Source organism: Saccharopolyspora soli (assembly GCF_022678645.1).
Taxonomy (GTDB): Bacteria; Actinomycetota; Actinomycetes; order Mycobacteriales; family Pseudonocardiaceae; genus Saccharopolyspora; species Saccharopolyspora soli.
This window is the reverse complement of record NZ_JALBWV010000031.1, coordinates 81,275-96,200: the sequence shown is the minus strand read 5'-3', so window position 1 is coordinate 96,200 and position 14,926 is coordinate 81,275. Positions and strand designations below refer to the sequence as shown.

Below are 14,926 nucleotides of genomic sequence, written 5' to 3'. Positions count from 1 at the left end.
CCGTTCCCCCGGGGGTTGGGGGGGTGGCCGGGGCCCGGGGGGGGGGGGGGGGGGGTTGGTACCCGCCCCGGGCCCCGGGGGGGGGGCGGGGCGGCGGTTTTGGCGGGGGGCGTACGCCGCACCGACCCGGCCTAGGGGTCGTGAGTGGAAATGGTTGCTATTGCGGTCATTGCCACTCACGACTTCTCACCTGCAGAGATGGTGGCGACCCGTTGGCTCGTCGGGGTCGATGGTCGGGAACTGGGGTATGCGGGGATGTCCGCGCTCAGCACCGCGTTTCACGGAACGGTGCTGTACGGAGCTGTGTTGGGCTGCGTGGTGTTCGGCTTCGATTTCGGCTATCAGGTGCCAGACCGTGTAGGCGCCTTCGCCCGCGCCCGCGTGCTGGGCCGGTGCCAGGGAGGACCAGCGCATGGGCATCTGGCTGGCCAACAGCGCCAGGATGAGCAGGTTGATGAGGACGAGGGTGCTGAGCTGGAGCCAGAACATCGCAATGGTCCTTTCCGTGGGAGCGGGGCTGGGTGCGCGGCAATTTCTCGCGAAATTGGCGTTTCCTGTGCCGAGGGGTGGCAATTTCTCGCGAAATTGGCACGTACCACCCCGGCGGCCGCGTATCAGGTGCGGATGGCGAGGATGCGCCAGCAGCTCATGCAGGAGTCTTCGCGGATCCAGTCCAGCTCGGTGCGGTCGTGCAGTTCCTCCGCGGCCGCATCCGCGCCGCAGAACGCCGTCACGAGCTCCCCAGCCGGAGTTTTCTTTGCTGCCACGGGGAACGCGTGACGACCTCCCGTGACCGGACGCCAGATGTAGGTCAAGTACTCGGACACCGGAACCTCCTTGATCTTCTCTCAGAATCTATCGTCAGTTTCTGAAACTGATCTATTCCCGATCTGGGTGAACCAGCTCCGTGCTGGGACGATCTAGGCTGCTCAACATGAATGGCAGTGCTCGTGCGCGAGGCTTGGGCGCCGAACTACGGCAGCTTCGAAACCAGATCGGCTACAAGCAGGAGGACGTCGCAACGCGGCTTGGCCTGTCGAAGGCGACGATGAGTCGTGTCGAGAACGGTACGAAGGCAGTCACTGAAGCTGACGTGTCGGCAATACTCGCCATACTTGGTGTGACGGGCGAAGACCGTGAACGCCTTCTGAAGCTTGCGCGTGAACAGGACCAGCCCGGTTGGTGGGAGACCGGTATCCCCGGCCTGCCGAAACAACTCACTGGTTTGTTGGAGTTTGAGCGTGATGCGAACCAGATCTGTTGTCTCGACATGATCCTCGTACCTGGGCTCTTGCAGACGAGCGACTACGCGAGAGCTGTCATGCGTGGCAGCGGCGTTGAGCCCGCTGACATCGAGGCGCGCGTAGCGATTCGCATTGGACGCCAGGAGATTCTCACCAAGCCCAACGCCGTTGGGTTTCGTGCCTTCGTCGACGCTGGTGTTCTCCGCCGAGTAGTCGGAGGCCCGCAGGTGATGGCGAAACAGCTACGCCATGTCGCGAAGATGGCCAGGCGTCGCAACGTGACCGTCCAGGCCATTCCCGAAGAGGTCGCAACCCATCCTGGCCTTGAGGGCTCCTTCGTTCTGCTGGAGTTTCCGAAGGCTCGCTCGATCGTTCACCTGGAGCAACGCCGACTGGGCGCGTTTCTAGACGACCCCGCCGATGTTTCCGACTACGCAAATGTGCTGGATACACTCGAACGGGTGGCGATGAGCCCGGCCGATTCAGCGAAGCTGATCGCAACACGGGTGGACGAGCTAGAGGGGTGAAGATCTTGACGGCGCGGACCTGGCGGAAGTCCAGCTACAGCGGGGTAGAGAGCAACTGCGTAGAGGTTGGCTGGCGGAAGTCCAGTCGTAGCGCAAGCCAGTCCAACTGCGTGGAAGTTGGCTGGCACAAATCCAGCTATAGCGGCGAAGAGTCCAACTGCGTCGAGGTGGGAACCGGGTCCGAAGTTGTTGGGGTTCGGGACACCAAGGACCGCGATGGCGGAACGTTGGCGTTCGGGCCTCGGGCTTGGGCGGGGTTCTTAGCCTCCGTCAAGGCTGAGCGCTTCGGGTGAAACCCTCAGCGGAGCAGGGTTGTTGCCTCCGGGTCGGCCAGCAGGGCCGCTAGGGCGAAGCGTTCGTGCCAGGCTCCGGCTGCCCAGGCCAGGGCTCGGGACAGGCCGTCCGGGGTTCGCTCCGCGTGGAGCTTTCCCGTGCTTTCGACCCACCAGTGCACGCGCCGCTCACCCGCCGAGGTTCGGACGCGGAGCGCTTCGTGCAGGGTGATTTCGCCCGATGGCACCGTGATCCCCAGCAGTTCGCAGGCCGACGGGACTCGCGCGACGTCGAGCCAGCGCTGGGTGCGGCCCGGATCCACCACCTGCATCGTGTTCTCTTCGGACGCCAGCGGCAGGTCCAGGAGTTCCCCCAGCGCTTCGGCGTCGAACTGGTCCGGGCTACCGCCCGCGATCACCAGCGGCGCTTCCAGCACGCTCAGCATCCACGGCTCGTCGAGCACCACTGCCCGCCCGGTGCTGACCACCGCGCCCGACACCGAACGCACCATGTCCGGCGGATCGAGCTCAGCCGGATCGACGACGCCGCACGCAACCGCATCCGCTAGCGCCTGGTGCGCCCGCAGCGCAGTTCCAGCACGCACCGCCCGGTTCGGGTCGCCGAGGCGTTCCAGCAGGTCCGAGGCATCGTCGGCGTCCGCGATCCGGAGTTCGCCGCGCACTCCCGCGAGTCTCAAGTCTTCGCTACCCAGGCCGATTTCGGGCACCGCGTCGTACAGACCCGCGAGTTCTTCGGCGCCCGGCAACCGCCAGTGCCGAGGCGGGTTTCCCGCGAGCAGCGCGTAGCGCGCGATCCACCAGGTCGGGTAACTCTGCGGTTCGCGCAGCGCCCGCAGGGTTTCCGGGTTCTGCACCAGCAGGCGGATCGCGGTCGGCCAGGCGTCGTCGGCGACCAGGTCGAGGTCGCGGATCGCGACGAACCTGGCGGGCGGCCAGTTCTCCGGCTGCGCGGCCTCCTGCTCCGCCCACCACTGGCGGGCGTCGGAGAACGTCTCATCCGCTTCTGCCGGGTCTTCCTCGACGTGCACGGCGAAGCCGTCCAGCACCCCGATCGACAGCAGCAGGTCCGCTGGCCAAGTGGCCGCGAAGTCCTCGTCCAGCACCGCAAGCGGCGCGTTTTCGCCGATGTAGTCGGGGTCGAACACGTCCAACAGCGCGGCGTCGGGCAGCAAGATTTCATCCGCGCGGCGGAAATCGCCGTCCGCGTCGGGCAGCGCCAACGCGCCCAACCAGTCCCGCGGCCGCGCGCTGGCGACCAGCCGCAACACCGCCTCGGCCAACGGCTGGACGTCGGCGCCCGACCGCGCATCGGACACGCTGCTGCGCACCGCTTCCGCCAGCGACGGGGCATCGAGCAGTTCTTCCGGGCCTGCCGGGTGCGCGCCGAGCTTTTCCAGCAACGGGTGCGTCGCTTCGGGGTGCGCGATGCGCAGTCCAGAAATGTCTAGTGTGGACAGAACTGCGGCCGGGTCCAGGTCGGCGTCCCGGTGGCTGAGCAGGACATCCCGCACGCCGCTCACCGTGCGGCCATCCGCCAGTGGTACCGGCAGCGCACCGAATTCCTCGCGCGCCACGGGATCCGCGCCCTCGACCGGGGTCAACGCGTCGTACAGCCGGTACCACCAGCTCGGCGGACGTTGCAGTCCGGTGACCGCCTGGACGATCTCCGCCGCACCGAGTCGCCGGACCTCCAGCACGTGCAGCGACCTGCGGTGCCTGGCGTCGGCCAGATCAGCGGTGAGCAGGCCGGGAATCACGTCGCGGAGCAGTTCGACGAGCTCCGGCGAGACGTATTCGAGAACTCGGGATTCCAGCGGCGCGACCAAGCGCCCGTTCGCCGCGGGCAGCCACGACGCGACGCGCAGCCGGTCGTTCACGCCTTGCCGCAGCTTCTCGTCCACATCGGACAGCGGGAATCCCGCCAGCGGCACCAACATGGTCCGGTGCTCCGGCGCGAGTTTGCCGACCAGCGTGGGATAGCACTCGACGGCGAAGGTCAGCACCGCGTCTGACGCCGACGACGACGCCACCCGACGCCGATCCGGCTCCACCGGCACGCTCGCCAGCAACCGAGCTGGCAGCGACAGCCGCTCTTCCGTCGGAGTCGGCGCGTGCAGCACGTCTTCGGCCAACGGGATCGGCGAGCCGTTCTCGTCCAGCGGCACCGCCCAGGTCACGTGCCAATGCGTGGCGTGCCGGGCCTCCACGCCCAGACCGGCCAGCGCGGCCTCGCTCAAGGTGCCCACCGTCCGGTGCACCAGCCACCGGTCGCTGCGGACCGGGCCGTGCACGACCACGCGATCCGCGTCTTGGTCCACCCGGCGCCATGCCTGCTCGCCGATGCGGATCTCGGTCAGCGCGGGCAGGGCTAGCAGCAGGTCAGGGGCCTGGTCGGTGAACGCCGCCAGCAGCGCGTCCGCATCGACCTCCGGGCGCAGCGGCAGCCGCACCTCGGTGGCGAAACCCTCCGGAGGCTCCTCGTCGACCGGCCACGGCAGCCGCAACACCGGCACCGAGCCCTTGCGCGCCGCCAACTCCTCGGCCGGGCCCGGCAGCTTCGCCGCCGCTTCCCTGGTCCGATCCGTGGAAAACGCCACGCCACCGGACGTCGACACCACGCGCGGCTCATCGCACACCGCCAGCACCGCGGCGAATCCGACGCCGAACCGGCCGATCGTCGCGCCCTCCCGCTTGGCCGAGGCGCGCAGCGAAGCCAATCCCGCCACGCCATCCGCAGTCAGCGGCGCACCCGTGTTGGCGACTCGAAGCTCACGGTCGACGAACTCGACCCGCAGCACACCGCCCGCGCCCGCCGCGTCGGCGGCGTTCTGCGCCAGCTCGACCAGCAGGCGATCTCGGTAACCGCCGAGCCGGAGATCTTCCTCGGCGTTGGCATCCTCGCGGAACCGGGTCGGCGAAGACTCCCAGGACTGCAGAACGGCCTGCCGAAGCTCGGCCGCGCCGAACAAGTCCGTGTCGTTCACCCGCGCTCCGGAGTTCGGGGCTCGAAGTCCAGCGTGGCGTCGTCGTAGACCACCTCGGCCACCGGCACCGTGGACGAGGTGTCCACATCGACCTCGGAATGCGCGCCGCAGCCGAACTCGACGCTGACCACCCGGCCGTCCGCGGGCGCGATCTCGTTGGCGCAGACGCCGAATGCACCGCCCATCGAACCCGCCAGCTTCAGGAAGAAACCGCAGGTCCCGCAGGCTGCCGGGGCCATCCGCGCCATCTCCGAACGGGGCCCGAAGTCACCGCTGTGCCAGCGTTCGGCGGCCTCCAGCCGCCCCTCCAGGCTGAGCACCCGATTGCGGCCCAGGCCGACCTCGCGGGCGACCTCCTCCACCGCAGGGTCGTCGCTGGCCAGGTAGCCGGGCGCCAACCGCGGGTCGTCCGAACGGGTCGGCAGCAGGTCACCGGCACCGAGATCACCGGGCCGCACCCGCTCGTTCCACGGCACCCAATCCGGCGCGGTCAGCGCGTCGGGGCCCGGCAGCAGCACGACCTCGCTGACCGTCACCGGCTCGTGCGATCCGACGCTGGCGACCGTGACCGCCCAGCGCCAGCCGACGTAGCCGGGGTAGTTCGACTCGAAGTAGTGCGTGACCGCGTGCGGCCCCTCCGGCTCGACTCCGACGTGCGCCCCGACCGGGTCGCTGACCTCGGCATCCAGGGTTAGCACCGGCGAGCCGATCGGATCGGTCCCCGGCCGCGCCTCGTCTTCCGCCGCAGCTCGCGCGACATCCTCAGCCGCGGCGAGCTCCGGGTTCAGAGGCACGGGCGCAGGCTGCCCGGCGTCCTCGAACGGGGCACCCGCGCCTGGGCTGGTCATCGGAGCAGGCATAGGCGTCACGCTTTTGATTGTGCCGTACGCGGTCGCGGTCGACGCCGGGCGTGTCAAGCTTTCGGGGTGCGATTCCTCCCGACTCGACGTCTGCTGTGCGGCGTGGTGCTCACCGGGTTGTGGTTGATGGCGTGCGCGCCGCAGGTACCAGCGCAGCACAACGGCCAGCAGGACCGCGAGCAAACCGATCAGGGCGTTGGGCACGCGGGAAGCCTGCCACACCTCCGAACGGAGGTGATCCACGTGCTCCCGCACGACCGCTCCTCGTTCACTCAGGGTCTGGAGATCGCCGCTGGCACCCTCTACGAAGGCACCGGCCAGTACGGTTCGTCGCTGCTGCGCGCCACCGATCTCGCCACCAGCGAGGTGCGCCGCGAAACCCGACTCCCGGCCGAACTCTTCGGTGAGGGCATCACCGTCACGGGTGACCGTATCTGGCAGCTCACCTGGCAGGAAGGGGTTGCGATCGAGCGCGACCGGGCGACCCTGGCCGAGCTGCGCCGAGTGGAGTACCCCGGCGAGGGCTGGGGGGTGTGCTTCGACGGGTCGCGGCTGATCATGAGCGATGGCAGCGCCCGGCTGACCTTCCGGGACCCGGTGACGTTCGCCCCGGTCGGCGGGGTCGACGTGCGCCGCGACGGAGCGGCCGCCGACCAGCTGAACGAGTTGGAGTGCGTCGGCGGTCAGGTGTGGGCGAACGTCTGGGGCAGCGACGAGATCCTGCGGATCGACCCGGCGAGCGGGCAGGTGACTGGGGTGGCGGACGCGGCCGGGCTGCTGAACCCGCAGCAGCGCGCGGACGCGGACGTGCTCAACGGCATCGCCGCGGTGCCGGGCACCGACGAGTTCCTGATCACGGGGAAGTACTGGCCGTCCATGTTCCGAGTTCGGTTCGTCCCGGCCTGATACCGGCGGAACGCACCTGCTCGGCACGCGGGTGGACGGTCTGGCAAGTGCCTGCTGACCGAGCCAGGTTGGCTGCCGACGCGCTGGTTGCTTCCGCAGCGCCCGTTCGACCGCTACGACGATGGCGACATCTTCTTCTGGCGGCTGACTTCTGCCTGATGTGCTGCAACCACTCGGACGGGGCGCTTTTGGCCGGTTGATGTCGCTCGATCGTGGCTGGGTGTATCTGGCGGGCGGGTTCGTTCCTCTTTATCCGTGGAACCGCCGAAATCCGGCGGAGAACCGATCGACCGGAGGCGGGGTGAGGCAGGATGAACAGCATGGGTTTGCGACGCGATGACCAGCGGCCGGACGCCTCGCGCGGACGTCCGGGCTGGGGCGCCGGTCAACGTGGCAAGCGCGGTTGGTACGCCGAAGGCGGCCAGGACGCGGAGCGCGACGAGTCAGCGCAGCGCGCCGAGCATCGGTTCGAGGCGCCGAGCCCCGGCAGGGGCGGCGGCACCGCGGGCGGCGCGACGTCCCGGCGGGACGAGCGGCGGTATCCGTGGGAGGAAGACCCCGACTACGCCCCGCCGCGCAACGGTTCCCGGCGGCTTCCACCGCTGCCCGAAGATCACCTGGGACGCGAGGAGGAACCGGAGAAGCCAAGGGGCACCGCCCCGCCCCGGAAGCTGACGGTCACTCGCGTTGCCGCGTGGCGCAGCCGGGATCTGACGCAGCGGGCGATGCGGATGTTCTTCTCGCTGGCGCACGCCGACGGTGCTGACCGGTCCGGGCTCGCGAAGTTCACCTACGCGGTGATGGGCAACTACGCCGTGGACGCCGCGATGGCGGTCGCGCTGGCCAACACTCTGTTCTTCTCCGCCGCCACCGGCGAGAGCAAGGACAAGGTCGCGCTCTACCTGCTGATCACGGTCGCCCCGTTCGCGGTGATCGCACCGGTGATCGGCCCCGCGCTGGACCGGCTGCAACAGGGTCGCCGCATCGCGCTCGCCGCGTCGTTCGCGGTCCGCGTGCTGCTCGTGGCGGTGATGGCGCTGAACTTCAACAGCTGGCTGCTGTATCCGGCCGCGTTGGGTTGCATGGTGCTGTCGAAGTCCTTCGGCGTGCTCAAGGCCGCCATGACACCGCGGGTGTTGCCGTCGCAGATCACCTTGACCAAGGCCAACTCCCGGTTGACCGCGTTCGGCATGGCCGCGGGTGGGATCTTCGGCGCGATCGCGTCCGGTTTCGCCTGGCTGCTGGGTTCCGAGGGCGCGCTGTGGTTCATGGCCGCGATGGCGGCCTGCGGCGTGTGGCTGTGCCTGCGGATCCCCGGCTGGGTGGAGAGCACCGAAGGCGAGGTCCCGACCTCGATCAGCGCGCACCCCCGGCAGACCAGGAAGGTCCCGTTGAGCGGACACGTGGTCGTCGCGCTTTGGGGCAACGGTGGAATCCGGTTGCTGACCGGGTTCCTGACGCTGTTCGCCGCGTTCGTGATCAAGCAGAGCACCCAGCACGAGCCGTTCATGCAGTTGGTGCTGCTCGGACTGGTCGGCGGCGCGGCCGGGGTCGGCAGCTTCCTCGGCAACGGCATCGGTTCGAAGATGCACTTCGGCAAGCCGGACCGGGTGATCATCGCCTGTCTGGGCAGCGCGGTGGCCGTGGCGGTCTGCGCGGCGCTGCTGTCCGGGCTGCCGCTGGCGGTGGTGGTCGGCTTGGTGGGAGCGACGGCGAGCGCGTTGGCCAAGGTCTGCCTGGACGCGGTCGTCCAGCACGACATGCCGGAGGAATCGCGGGCCTCGGCCTTCGGCCGATCCGAGACGATCTTGCAGCTCAGCTGGGTCTTCGGCGGCGCGCTCGGGATCCTGCTGCCACCGGTCTACTGGATCGGGTTCGCTGTTATCGCGGTCGTGATGGCTCTCGTGCTGGCGCAGACGATTACCGCTGGACGCGGTGGCACGCTGCTGCCCCGCATCCCGCGCCGGACCGCACCGGCCACGCAGCGATTACGGACCAGGTCGTAGGCTCGACGCGTGCATCGTGGACTGAAGCCGCTGCTGGCGGTGGCATCCCTCGGCCTCGTCGCCGGTTGTGCAGCCCCCAGCGAACCGCAGGTCACCTTCTACTCCCACGGGAACTCGGTGACCGTCGACCCCGCCCAGTACTGCGACGCCACCGGGCAGAACTGCGCCAAACCGCCCGAGAACCCGGTCGGCCAGCTGCGGATCCCCGGCCGCGAACCGCTGCAGATCTCGGTGCCCGGAGAAGTCGCCGCGGCCCCGTGGCAGGTGGCGTTCATCTACCGCGGGATCAACGGCGATGAGCTGGACGGCCGCAGCGCGGTCTTCCCGCCGAACGAGCGCTTCGCCTACACGCTGAACCTGCCGCCGGACGGTGCCCGGCTGGAACACGTGGAAGTGCAGCAGTTCTCGGCGGTGCTGAGCCCAAGTGCCGACGGCGGTGTCGACTTCGGCATCGGCGGCAGCTGGATCCTGGACGTGCAGCAGTGAGCGCTGAGCGCTTGTTTTTTGATCTTGTTTTCAAGCGGCGCAGCCGCTTAGCCCACCCTCGCAACTCGCACCGCCACGGGTTCTCAGAGGTTTTCTCGCGAGGACAGCCCCGACGTGGTGTATGGACATACATGATGTCGGGGATCCCGGAGTCGAGAAAACCTCTGAGGTTCCGCTACCCGCACCGCCACGCAAACCGAGTACGAAGACAGGTTCTGTGGGTGGGTTGGGTCAGCTGCCCGGGTCGAGCTCGCGGGCGACCGCGCGGACGACTTCGCCGATGCGCTTGGCGGTCTTGCGGTCCGGGTATCGACCGCGGCGCAGGTCGGGCTGGATCTTCAGCTCAAGCAGCTTGATCATGTCGTCGACCATGCCGTGCAGTTCGTCGGGCGAGCGACGATGCGCCTCCACCACCGACGGCAGCGGGTCGAGCAGCTTGACCTTGAGGGCCTGCGGGCCGCGGCGCCCCTGCGCCATGTCGAAGTCGACGCGCTGGCCGGTCTTGAGCGCCTCAACACCGGACGGTAAAGCGGAAGACCGCACGTACACGTCCTCCCCATCGTCCTGGGTCAGGAAGCCGAAGCCCTTGTCCGCGTCGAACCACTTGACCCTGCCGGTCGGCACTGTCCTCACCGTTCCCTGTCGAATGCACTGGCCCGGTCCCCGGGTCCTCGGTCGTCCCTGCTGCTCCGCCGAGCGGAGCCGAACGGCCCCGGCACGACGAAAGCGCCCCGAATACGCCTGCAATCGGGCGCGCCGGGACGCGTCACAACAAGCGTACCGCGTACCCGGCGAATAAGACCCGGCCTTATCGACCAAGGGTCGCTGCGGCACCCGGCGTAGTGCGCGAATACGCTGGTCAACATGGCAAGTTCCGCGCCAAGGTTCGCTGCGCTCCCGGTGTCGATGGTCATGTTCGGGTTGGGACTGCTGGCGATCGCGGCGATCTTCGTGCTGTTCGGCCTCGGTTACCAGAACCTGCCGATCTGGCTGAACCTGGCAACCCTGCTGTGCCCGGCGGGCCTGATCTTCGGCGTAGTGGCAACAGTCCTGCGCAACCGCCGGAGATGACTCAGAGCCTGTCTTCGAACTCGTTTTGCTTTGCGGTGCGGGTGGCGGAACCTCAGAGGCCGTCTCGGTCCGGGATCCCCGACATCATGTATGCCCTCACCACGTCGAGGCTGTCCTCCCGACACGACGCCTGAGAACCCGCGGCGGTGCCGGTTGCGAGGGTGGGCTAAGCGGCTGACGCCGCTTCAAAAACAAGAACAAAGACAGACACTCAGACGTGCTGCGCGAGCCAGGACGGGAACTCGGTGAGATCTCGCAGCGCGACGTCGGCACCGGCGTCGACGAGCTCGTCGACGCCGTAGGGCCCGGTCGCCACACCGACGGAGATCGCGCCCGCGGCTTTGGCACCGACGATGTCGCCGAGGTGGTCGCCGACGTAGATCGTCGCGCCTTCCTCGCGCAGCACCTCGCCCTTGGCGGCGGCGAACACGTCACCGGCCAGCCGATCGACGTCCCAGCCGAACGCCTTGAGGTGCAGGCCCGCGTTCGTCTCGAACTTCCCGGTGATCACCAGTGTGCGTCCACCCGCTGCGCGGACCGCTTCCAACGCCTGCGCGGCGCCTGGCAGCGGCGCGGTCGCCCCGATCACGACCGTCGGATAGATCTCGCGGAAGTACGCCACGAGCTGTTCGACCAGCGGCTCCTCGAAGCCGTAGCCGCGGATCACCTCGACCAGCGGCGGCCCCAGGTTCGCGGCGAAGTGCTCGCCGTCGAGCGACAGCCCGAACTTCGCGCTGAGGGCGTCGAAGGCGCGCACCATGCCGGGACGCGGGTCGATGAGGGTCATGTCCAGGTCGAATCCAACCGTGGGGGCGCTGCGCTCGTCTGCCACGCGCCCCACCCTACGGGCGGGCCGGGTGCCGCTCGGCGAAAGAACCTTGACTCGAAACTGCGCAGTACCGAAAATCGGTCTAATAATCTTTCTCACATTTCGCGAGCTGGAGTCTTCAATGACGAGCACCACCGCGCACCCAGCCCACCGCGAGGGCTTCCACACCCTGCGGGCCAACGGCCTGAACTGGGACTCCCTGCCGCTGCGGCTGTTCAGCAAGGGAAACGCCAAGTTCTGGAACCCGGCCGACATCGACTTCAGCAAGGACGCCGAAGACTGGCAGCGGCTCAACGAGGACGAGCAGCGCAGCGTGGCCACCCTGTGCTCTCAGTTCATCGCCGGTGAGGAGGCCGTCACCCAGGACCTCCAGCCGTTCATGGCCGCGATGGCCGCCGAGGGCCGCTTCGGCGACGAGATGTACCTGACCCAGTTCTGCTTCGAGGAGGCCAAGCACGCCCAGGTCTTCCGGCTGTGGATGGACGCCGTCGGCCTCACCGATGACCTGCACCAGTTCGTCGAGGAAAACCCCGGATACCGGGAGATCTTCTACCGGGCCCTGCCCGAGTCGCTGCACGCCCTGCACTCGGACCCCAGCCCGGAGAACCAGGTGCGCGCATCGGTCACCTACAACCACGTCGTGGAAGGCACCCTCGCGCTGACCGGCTACTACGCCTGGCACAAGATCTGCGTCAGCCACGGCATCCTGCCCGGCATGCAAGAGGTGGTGCGCCGCATCGGCGACGACGAGCGCCGCCACATGGCGTGGGGCACGTTCACCTGCCGCCGCCACGTCGCCGCCGACGAGCGCAACTGGGACGTGGTGCAGGACCAGATGGCCCGCCTCCTGCCGCACGCCATCGCCCAGGTCCAGTGGAGTCCCGAAGACGCCCCGGAGGTGCTGCCGTTCCAGCTCGACAAGGAAGAGCTCACGGCATACGCCTCGGACCGCGCCACCCGCCGCCTCGGCGCGATCTCCAGCGCCCGCGGCATGCCCCTGGCCCAGATCGACGTCGACGCGTCCCCGGAGCAGTTGGAGGAGCAGTTCGGCGCGGAGGACGCGGCCGAACTGGCGAAGGTCGGTGCCCAGCGCTGATTTTTCGAGTTCCCAGGAATGGGATGCGGCCGCGCGCGGTCCTATTCGAGGTTGAGCAGCTTCTTGGCGGTTTCCCGCATCTCGATCTTGCGGACCTTGCCGGTGACGGTCATCGGGAACTCCTCGACCACGTGGACGTAGCGCGGGATCTTGTAGTGCGCGAGGGCGTCGGTGCAGAACTCGCGGAGGCTGTCCGCGGTGAGCTGTTCCGCGCCGTCGCGCAACCGCACCCAGGCCATGAGCTCCTCGCCGTACTTGGGGTCGGGGACGCCGATGACCTGGGCATCGACGATGTCCGGGTGGGTGTAGAGGAATTCCTCGATCTCACGCGGATAGATGTTCTCGCCGCCGCGGATCACCATGTCCTTGATCCGGCCGGTGATGCTCACGTAACCGTCGGCGTCCATGACCGCCAGGTCGCCGGTGTGCATCCAACGTGCGGAGTCGATGGCCTCGGCGGTGTTCTCGGGTTGCCGCCAGTAGCCGAGCATGACGGAGTAACCGCGCGTGCAGAACTCGCCGGGCGTGCCGCAGGGCACGGTGAGACCGGTGTCCGGATCGATGATCTTGATCTCCAGGTGCGGTCCAACTCTGCCCACTGTGGACACTCGACGGGCCAGCGAGTCGTCGGCGCGGGTCTGGGTGGACACCGGAGAGGTCTCGGTCATGCCGTAGCAGATCGCCACCTCGGTCATGCCCATCCGGTCGATGACCTGCTTCATCACCTCGACCGGGCAAGGTGAACCCGCCATGATGCCGGTGCGCAGCGAGGACAGGTCGTAGTCGGCGAAACCGGGCAGGTCCAGCTCGGCGATGAACATGGTCGGCACCCCGTACAGCGATGTGCACTGCTCGGCGGCGACCGCGGAGAGCGCGGCGGCGGGTTCGAAACCCTCGCTGGGGATGATCATGGCCGCACCGTGGCTGGTGGCCGCGAGGTTGCCCATCACCATGCCGAAGCAGTGGTAGAAGGGGACTGGGATGCACACCCGGTCCGCCTCGGTGTAGCCGCACAGCTCACCGACGAAGAAGCCGTTGTTGAGGATGTTGTGGTGCGACAGCGTCGCGCCCTTTGGGAATCCGGTGGTGCCGGAGGTGTACTGGATGTTGATCGGATCGTCCGCGGACAACTGGATCTCGGCCAGCCGCGCGCGATCCCCGGTCGTGGCACGCAGCGCGGCCCACTCCGGACGGTCCAGGAACACCACCTGCTCCAGGTCGGCACAGCGCGGCCGCACCTGCTCGACCATCGCGGCGTAGTCCGAGGACTTGAACGACTCGGCGGAGATCAGCAGCCGGATCCCGGCCTGGTTGAGCACGTATTCCAACTCGTGCACCCGGTAGGCCGGGTTGATGTTGACCAGGATCGCGCCGATCTTCGCCGTCGCGTACTGCGTGAGGGTCCACTCCGCGCGATTGGGCGCCCAGATCCCCACCCGGTCCCCTTTGACGATCCCGGCCGCCAGCAGGCCGAGCGCCAACGCGTCCACGTCCGCGACGAACTCCCGATAGCTCCAGCGGCGACCGCTCGCGCACTCCACCAGCGCGTCCCGATCCGGAAACCGTGCCGCCGTGCGATCGAGGTTCGCCCCGATGGTGTCGCCCAACAGCGGCACATCGGAGATGCCGGAGGCGTAGCTGAGCTGGGCTGGTTCGACGGCATCCACGACGACGACCTCCACTGGGCGAGTGACGCTGATCACCCATCTTGACCCTCCGCCGCACCACTGGCCAACCCCCTGATCATCCGACGACCAACGCCACCGGGTGCGCATACGTAAGGTGCAGGGGTGCGTGCCTTCGTGGTGGATTCGTTCACCGACAGCGCTTTCCACGGCAACCCCGCCGGAGTCGTGCTGCTGGACGCTCCTGCCGAGGTCGCCTGGATGCAGTCGGTGGCCGCTGAGCTGCGGCACTCCGAGACCGCGTTCGTCGTGCTCGGCGGCCCCGCGGACGAGCCGAAACCGCTGCGCTGGTTCACCCCCACCACCGAGGTGCCGCTGTGCGGGCACGCCACCCTGGCCGCCGCGCACGTGCTCGGCGGCGACCAGCGGTTCGACACCCGCAGCGGGGTCCTCACCTGCACGGCGCAGGCCGACGGCTTGATCGAGATGGACTTCCCCATCGACCTCGCCGAACCGGTGAAGCCACCGGAAGCGCTGGCCGCCGGTCTGCCCGGCACCACCATCCAGGAGACCGCACAAGGCGCGACCAAGGTGCTGGCGCTGCTCGCCTCCGCCGCAGAGGTCCGCGCGGTCCGGCCCGACTTCGCGATGCTGGCGGACGTCCCGTCGCGCGGTGTGATCGTCACGGCACCCGGCGATCGGCCCGGCATCGACTTCGTCAGCCGCGTGTTCGTCCCGCAGGTCGGTGTCCCTGAGGACCCGGTGACCGGTTCGGCGCACTGCACGCTGGCCGCGTGGTGGGCGGCGAAGCTCCAGCGCGACACGCACGGCACGACGTTCGTCGGCGAACAGGCATCACCGCGCGGGGGCACGGTCCAGATGGCCCTGCGCGGCAACCGCGTCGGCCTCCGCGGCCGAGCCGTCACGGTCCTGCGCGGCGACCTCCTCGCCTGAGGGGAGCCGCCGAGTTCGTGCTGCTGCCCCACGCGCCCGTGGTGA

At 68.5% G+C, this 14,926-nt stretch carries 15 protein-coding genes; 8 read left to right on the top strand and 7 right to left on the bottom strand.

What is annotated here, in order from left to right:
- Window positions 1-186 precede the first annotated feature (186 nt).
- Together MOQ72_RS23475 and MOQ72_RS23470 are read right to left on the bottom strand one after the other, a co-directional pair.
- On the bottom strand, window positions 187-489 hold the full coding sequence (locus MOQ72_RS23475; RefSeq protein ID WP_242187570.1) for a hypothetical protein: 303 nt from the start codon (window positions 487-489) through the stop codon (window positions 187-189).
- A gap of 125 nt (window positions 490-614) precedes the next feature.
- Window positions 615-827 carry an HC3 family zinc finger protein gene (locus MOQ72_RS23470; protein WP_242187568.1) on the bottom strand — a complete coding sequence of 71 codons (213 nt, stop codon included), beginning with the start codon at window positions 825-827 and terminating at the stop codon, window positions 615-617.
- A 107-nt stretch (window positions 828-934) separates the two neighbouring features.
- On the opposite strand from MOQ72_RS23470, the gene MOQ72_RS23465 reads away from it, so the two are divergent.
- Window positions 935-1,771, top strand: coding sequence for a helix-turn-helix domain-containing protein (locus MOQ72_RS23465; protein ID WP_242187566.1), 837 nt, complete (start codon window positions 935-937; stop codon window positions 1,769-1,771).
- On the top strand, window positions 1,768-2,064 hold the full coding sequence (locus MOQ72_RS23460; RefSeq protein ID WP_242187563.1) for a DUF397 domain-containing protein: 297 nt from the start codon (window positions 1,768-1,770) through the stop codon (window positions 2,062-2,064). The genes MOQ72_RS23465 and MOQ72_RS23460 overlap by 4 nt, the downstream gene beginning before the upstream one ends.
- A gap of 5 nt (window positions 2,065-2,069) precedes the next feature.
- Here the strand turns inward: MOQ72_RS23460 and MOQ72_RS23455 are convergent, their stop codons facing one another.
- Both MOQ72_RS23455 and MOQ72_RS23450 read right to left on the bottom strand, forming a co-directional pair.
- A complete protein-coding gene (locus MOQ72_RS23455) occupies window positions 2,070-5,048 on the bottom strand; it encodes a sacsin N-terminal ATP-binding-like domain-containing protein (RefSeq protein WP_242187560.1) in 2,979 nt (992 codons plus the stop codon).
- Window positions 5,045-5,896 carry a DUF3027 domain-containing protein gene (locus tag MOQ72_RS23450; protein WP_242187557.1) on the bottom strand — a complete coding sequence of 284 codons (852 nt, stop codon included), beginning with the start codon at window positions 5,894-5,896 and terminating at the stop codon, window positions 5,045-5,047. Before MOQ72_RS23450 ends, MOQ72_RS23455 begins: the two co-directional genes overlap by 4 nt.
- A gap of 102 nt (window positions 5,897-5,998) precedes the next feature.
- Here MOQ72_RS23450 and MOQ72_RS23445 point away from each other — a divergent pair, with 102 nt between their 5' ends.
- The 3 genes from MOQ72_RS23445 to MOQ72_RS23435 all read left to right on the top strand — a co-directional run bounded on the left by MOQ72_RS23445 (window position 5,999) and on the right by MOQ72_RS23435 (window position 9,306).
- Window positions 5,999-6,814: a glutaminyl-peptide cyclotransferase gene (locus MOQ72_RS23445; RefSeq protein WP_277954566.1), complete on the top strand. Its 816-nt coding sequence runs from the start codon at window positions 5,999-6,001 to the stop codon at window positions 6,812-6,814.
- Window positions 6,815-7,134: 320 nt separating this feature from the next.
- On the top strand, window positions 7,135-8,820 hold the full coding sequence (locus MOQ72_RS23440) for an MFS transporter (protein ID WP_242187555.1): 1,686 nt from the start codon (window positions 7,135-7,137) through the stop codon (window positions 8,818-8,820).
- Between the two features lie 9 nt (window positions 8,821-8,829).
- Window positions 8,830-9,306, top strand: a complete 477-nt coding sequence (locus MOQ72_RS23435) for a DUF2771 family protein (protein WP_242187554.1) — start codon at window positions 8,830-8,832, stop codon at window positions 9,304-9,306.
- Window positions 9,307-9,537: 231 nt separating this feature from the next.
- On the opposite strand, the gene MOQ72_RS23430 is transcribed toward MOQ72_RS23435, so the two are convergent.
- Window positions 9,538-9,930: a cold-shock protein gene (locus MOQ72_RS23430; protein ID WP_242187552.1), complete on the bottom strand. Its 393-nt coding sequence runs from the start codon at window positions 9,928-9,930 to the stop codon at window positions 9,538-9,540.
- Window positions 9,931-10,170: 240 nt separating this feature from the next.
- Between MOQ72_RS23430 and MOQ72_RS23425 the strand changes: the two genes are divergently transcribed.
- Entirely contained in the window at window positions 10,171-10,377 is a 207-nt protein-coding gene (locus MOQ72_RS23425; RefSeq protein ID WP_242187550.1) for a hypothetical protein, read from the top strand.
- Window positions 10,378-10,588: 211 nt separating this feature from the next.
- Here the strand turns inward: MOQ72_RS23425 and MOQ72_RS23420 are convergent, their stop codons facing one another.
- On the bottom strand, window positions 10,589-11,209 hold the full coding sequence (locus MOQ72_RS23420; RefSeq protein WP_242187549.1) for an HAD family hydrolase: 621 nt from the start codon (window positions 11,207-11,209) through the stop codon (window positions 10,589-10,591).
- A 118-nt stretch (window positions 11,210-11,327) separates the two neighbouring features.
- Between MOQ72_RS23420 and MOQ72_RS23415 the strand changes: the two genes are divergently transcribed.
- Window positions 11,328-12,302 carry a R2-like ligand-binding oxidase gene (locus MOQ72_RS23415; protein WP_242187548.1) on the top strand — a complete coding sequence of 325 codons (975 nt, stop codon included), beginning with the start codon at window positions 11,328-11,330 and terminating at the stop codon, window positions 12,300-12,302.
- A gap of 41 nt (window positions 12,303-12,343) precedes the next feature.
- Here the strand turns inward: MOQ72_RS23415 and MOQ72_RS23410 are convergent, their stop codons facing one another.
- Complete coding sequence (locus MOQ72_RS23410; protein WP_308197944.1) at window positions 12,344-14,002, bottom strand: AMP-binding protein; 1,659 nt, start codon at window positions 14,000-14,002, stop codon at window positions 12,344-12,346.
- Window positions 14,003-14,092: 90 nt separating this feature from the next.
- Between MOQ72_RS23410 and MOQ72_RS23405 the strand changes: the two genes are divergently transcribed.
- Window positions 14,093-14,881 (top strand): PhzF family phenazine biosynthesis protein, encoded by a 789-nt coding sequence (locus MOQ72_RS23405; RefSeq protein WP_242187546.1) that lies wholly within the window; start codon window positions 14,093-14,095, stop codon window positions 14,879-14,881.
- Window positions 14,882-14,926 lie beyond the last annotated feature (45 nt).

Coding starts and splice junctions, on each gene's coding strand:
- MOQ72_RS23465 (WP_242187566.1), top strand. CDS start 935: ATGAATGGCAGTGCTCGTGCGCGAGGCTTGGGCGCCGAACTACGGCAG.
- MOQ72_RS23440 (WP_242187555.1), top strand. CDS start 7,135: ATGGGTTTGCGACGCGATGACCAGCGGCCGGACGCCTCGCGCGGACGT.
- MOQ72_RS23450 (WP_242187557.1), bottom strand. CDS start 5,896: ATGACCAGCCCAGGCGCGGGTGCCCCGTTCGAGGACGCCGGGCAGCCT.
- MOQ72_RS23475 (WP_242187570.1), bottom strand. CDS start 489: ATGTTCTGGCTCCAGCTCAGCACCCTCGTCCTCATCAACCTGCTCATC.
- MOQ72_RS23415 (WP_242187548.1), top strand. CDS start 11,328: ATGACGAGCACCACCGCGCACCCAGCCCACCGCGAGGGCTTCCACACC.
- MOQ72_RS23425 (WP_242187550.1), top strand. CDS start 10,171: ATGGCAAGTTCCGCGCCAAGGTTCGCTGCGCTCCCGGTGTCGATGGTC.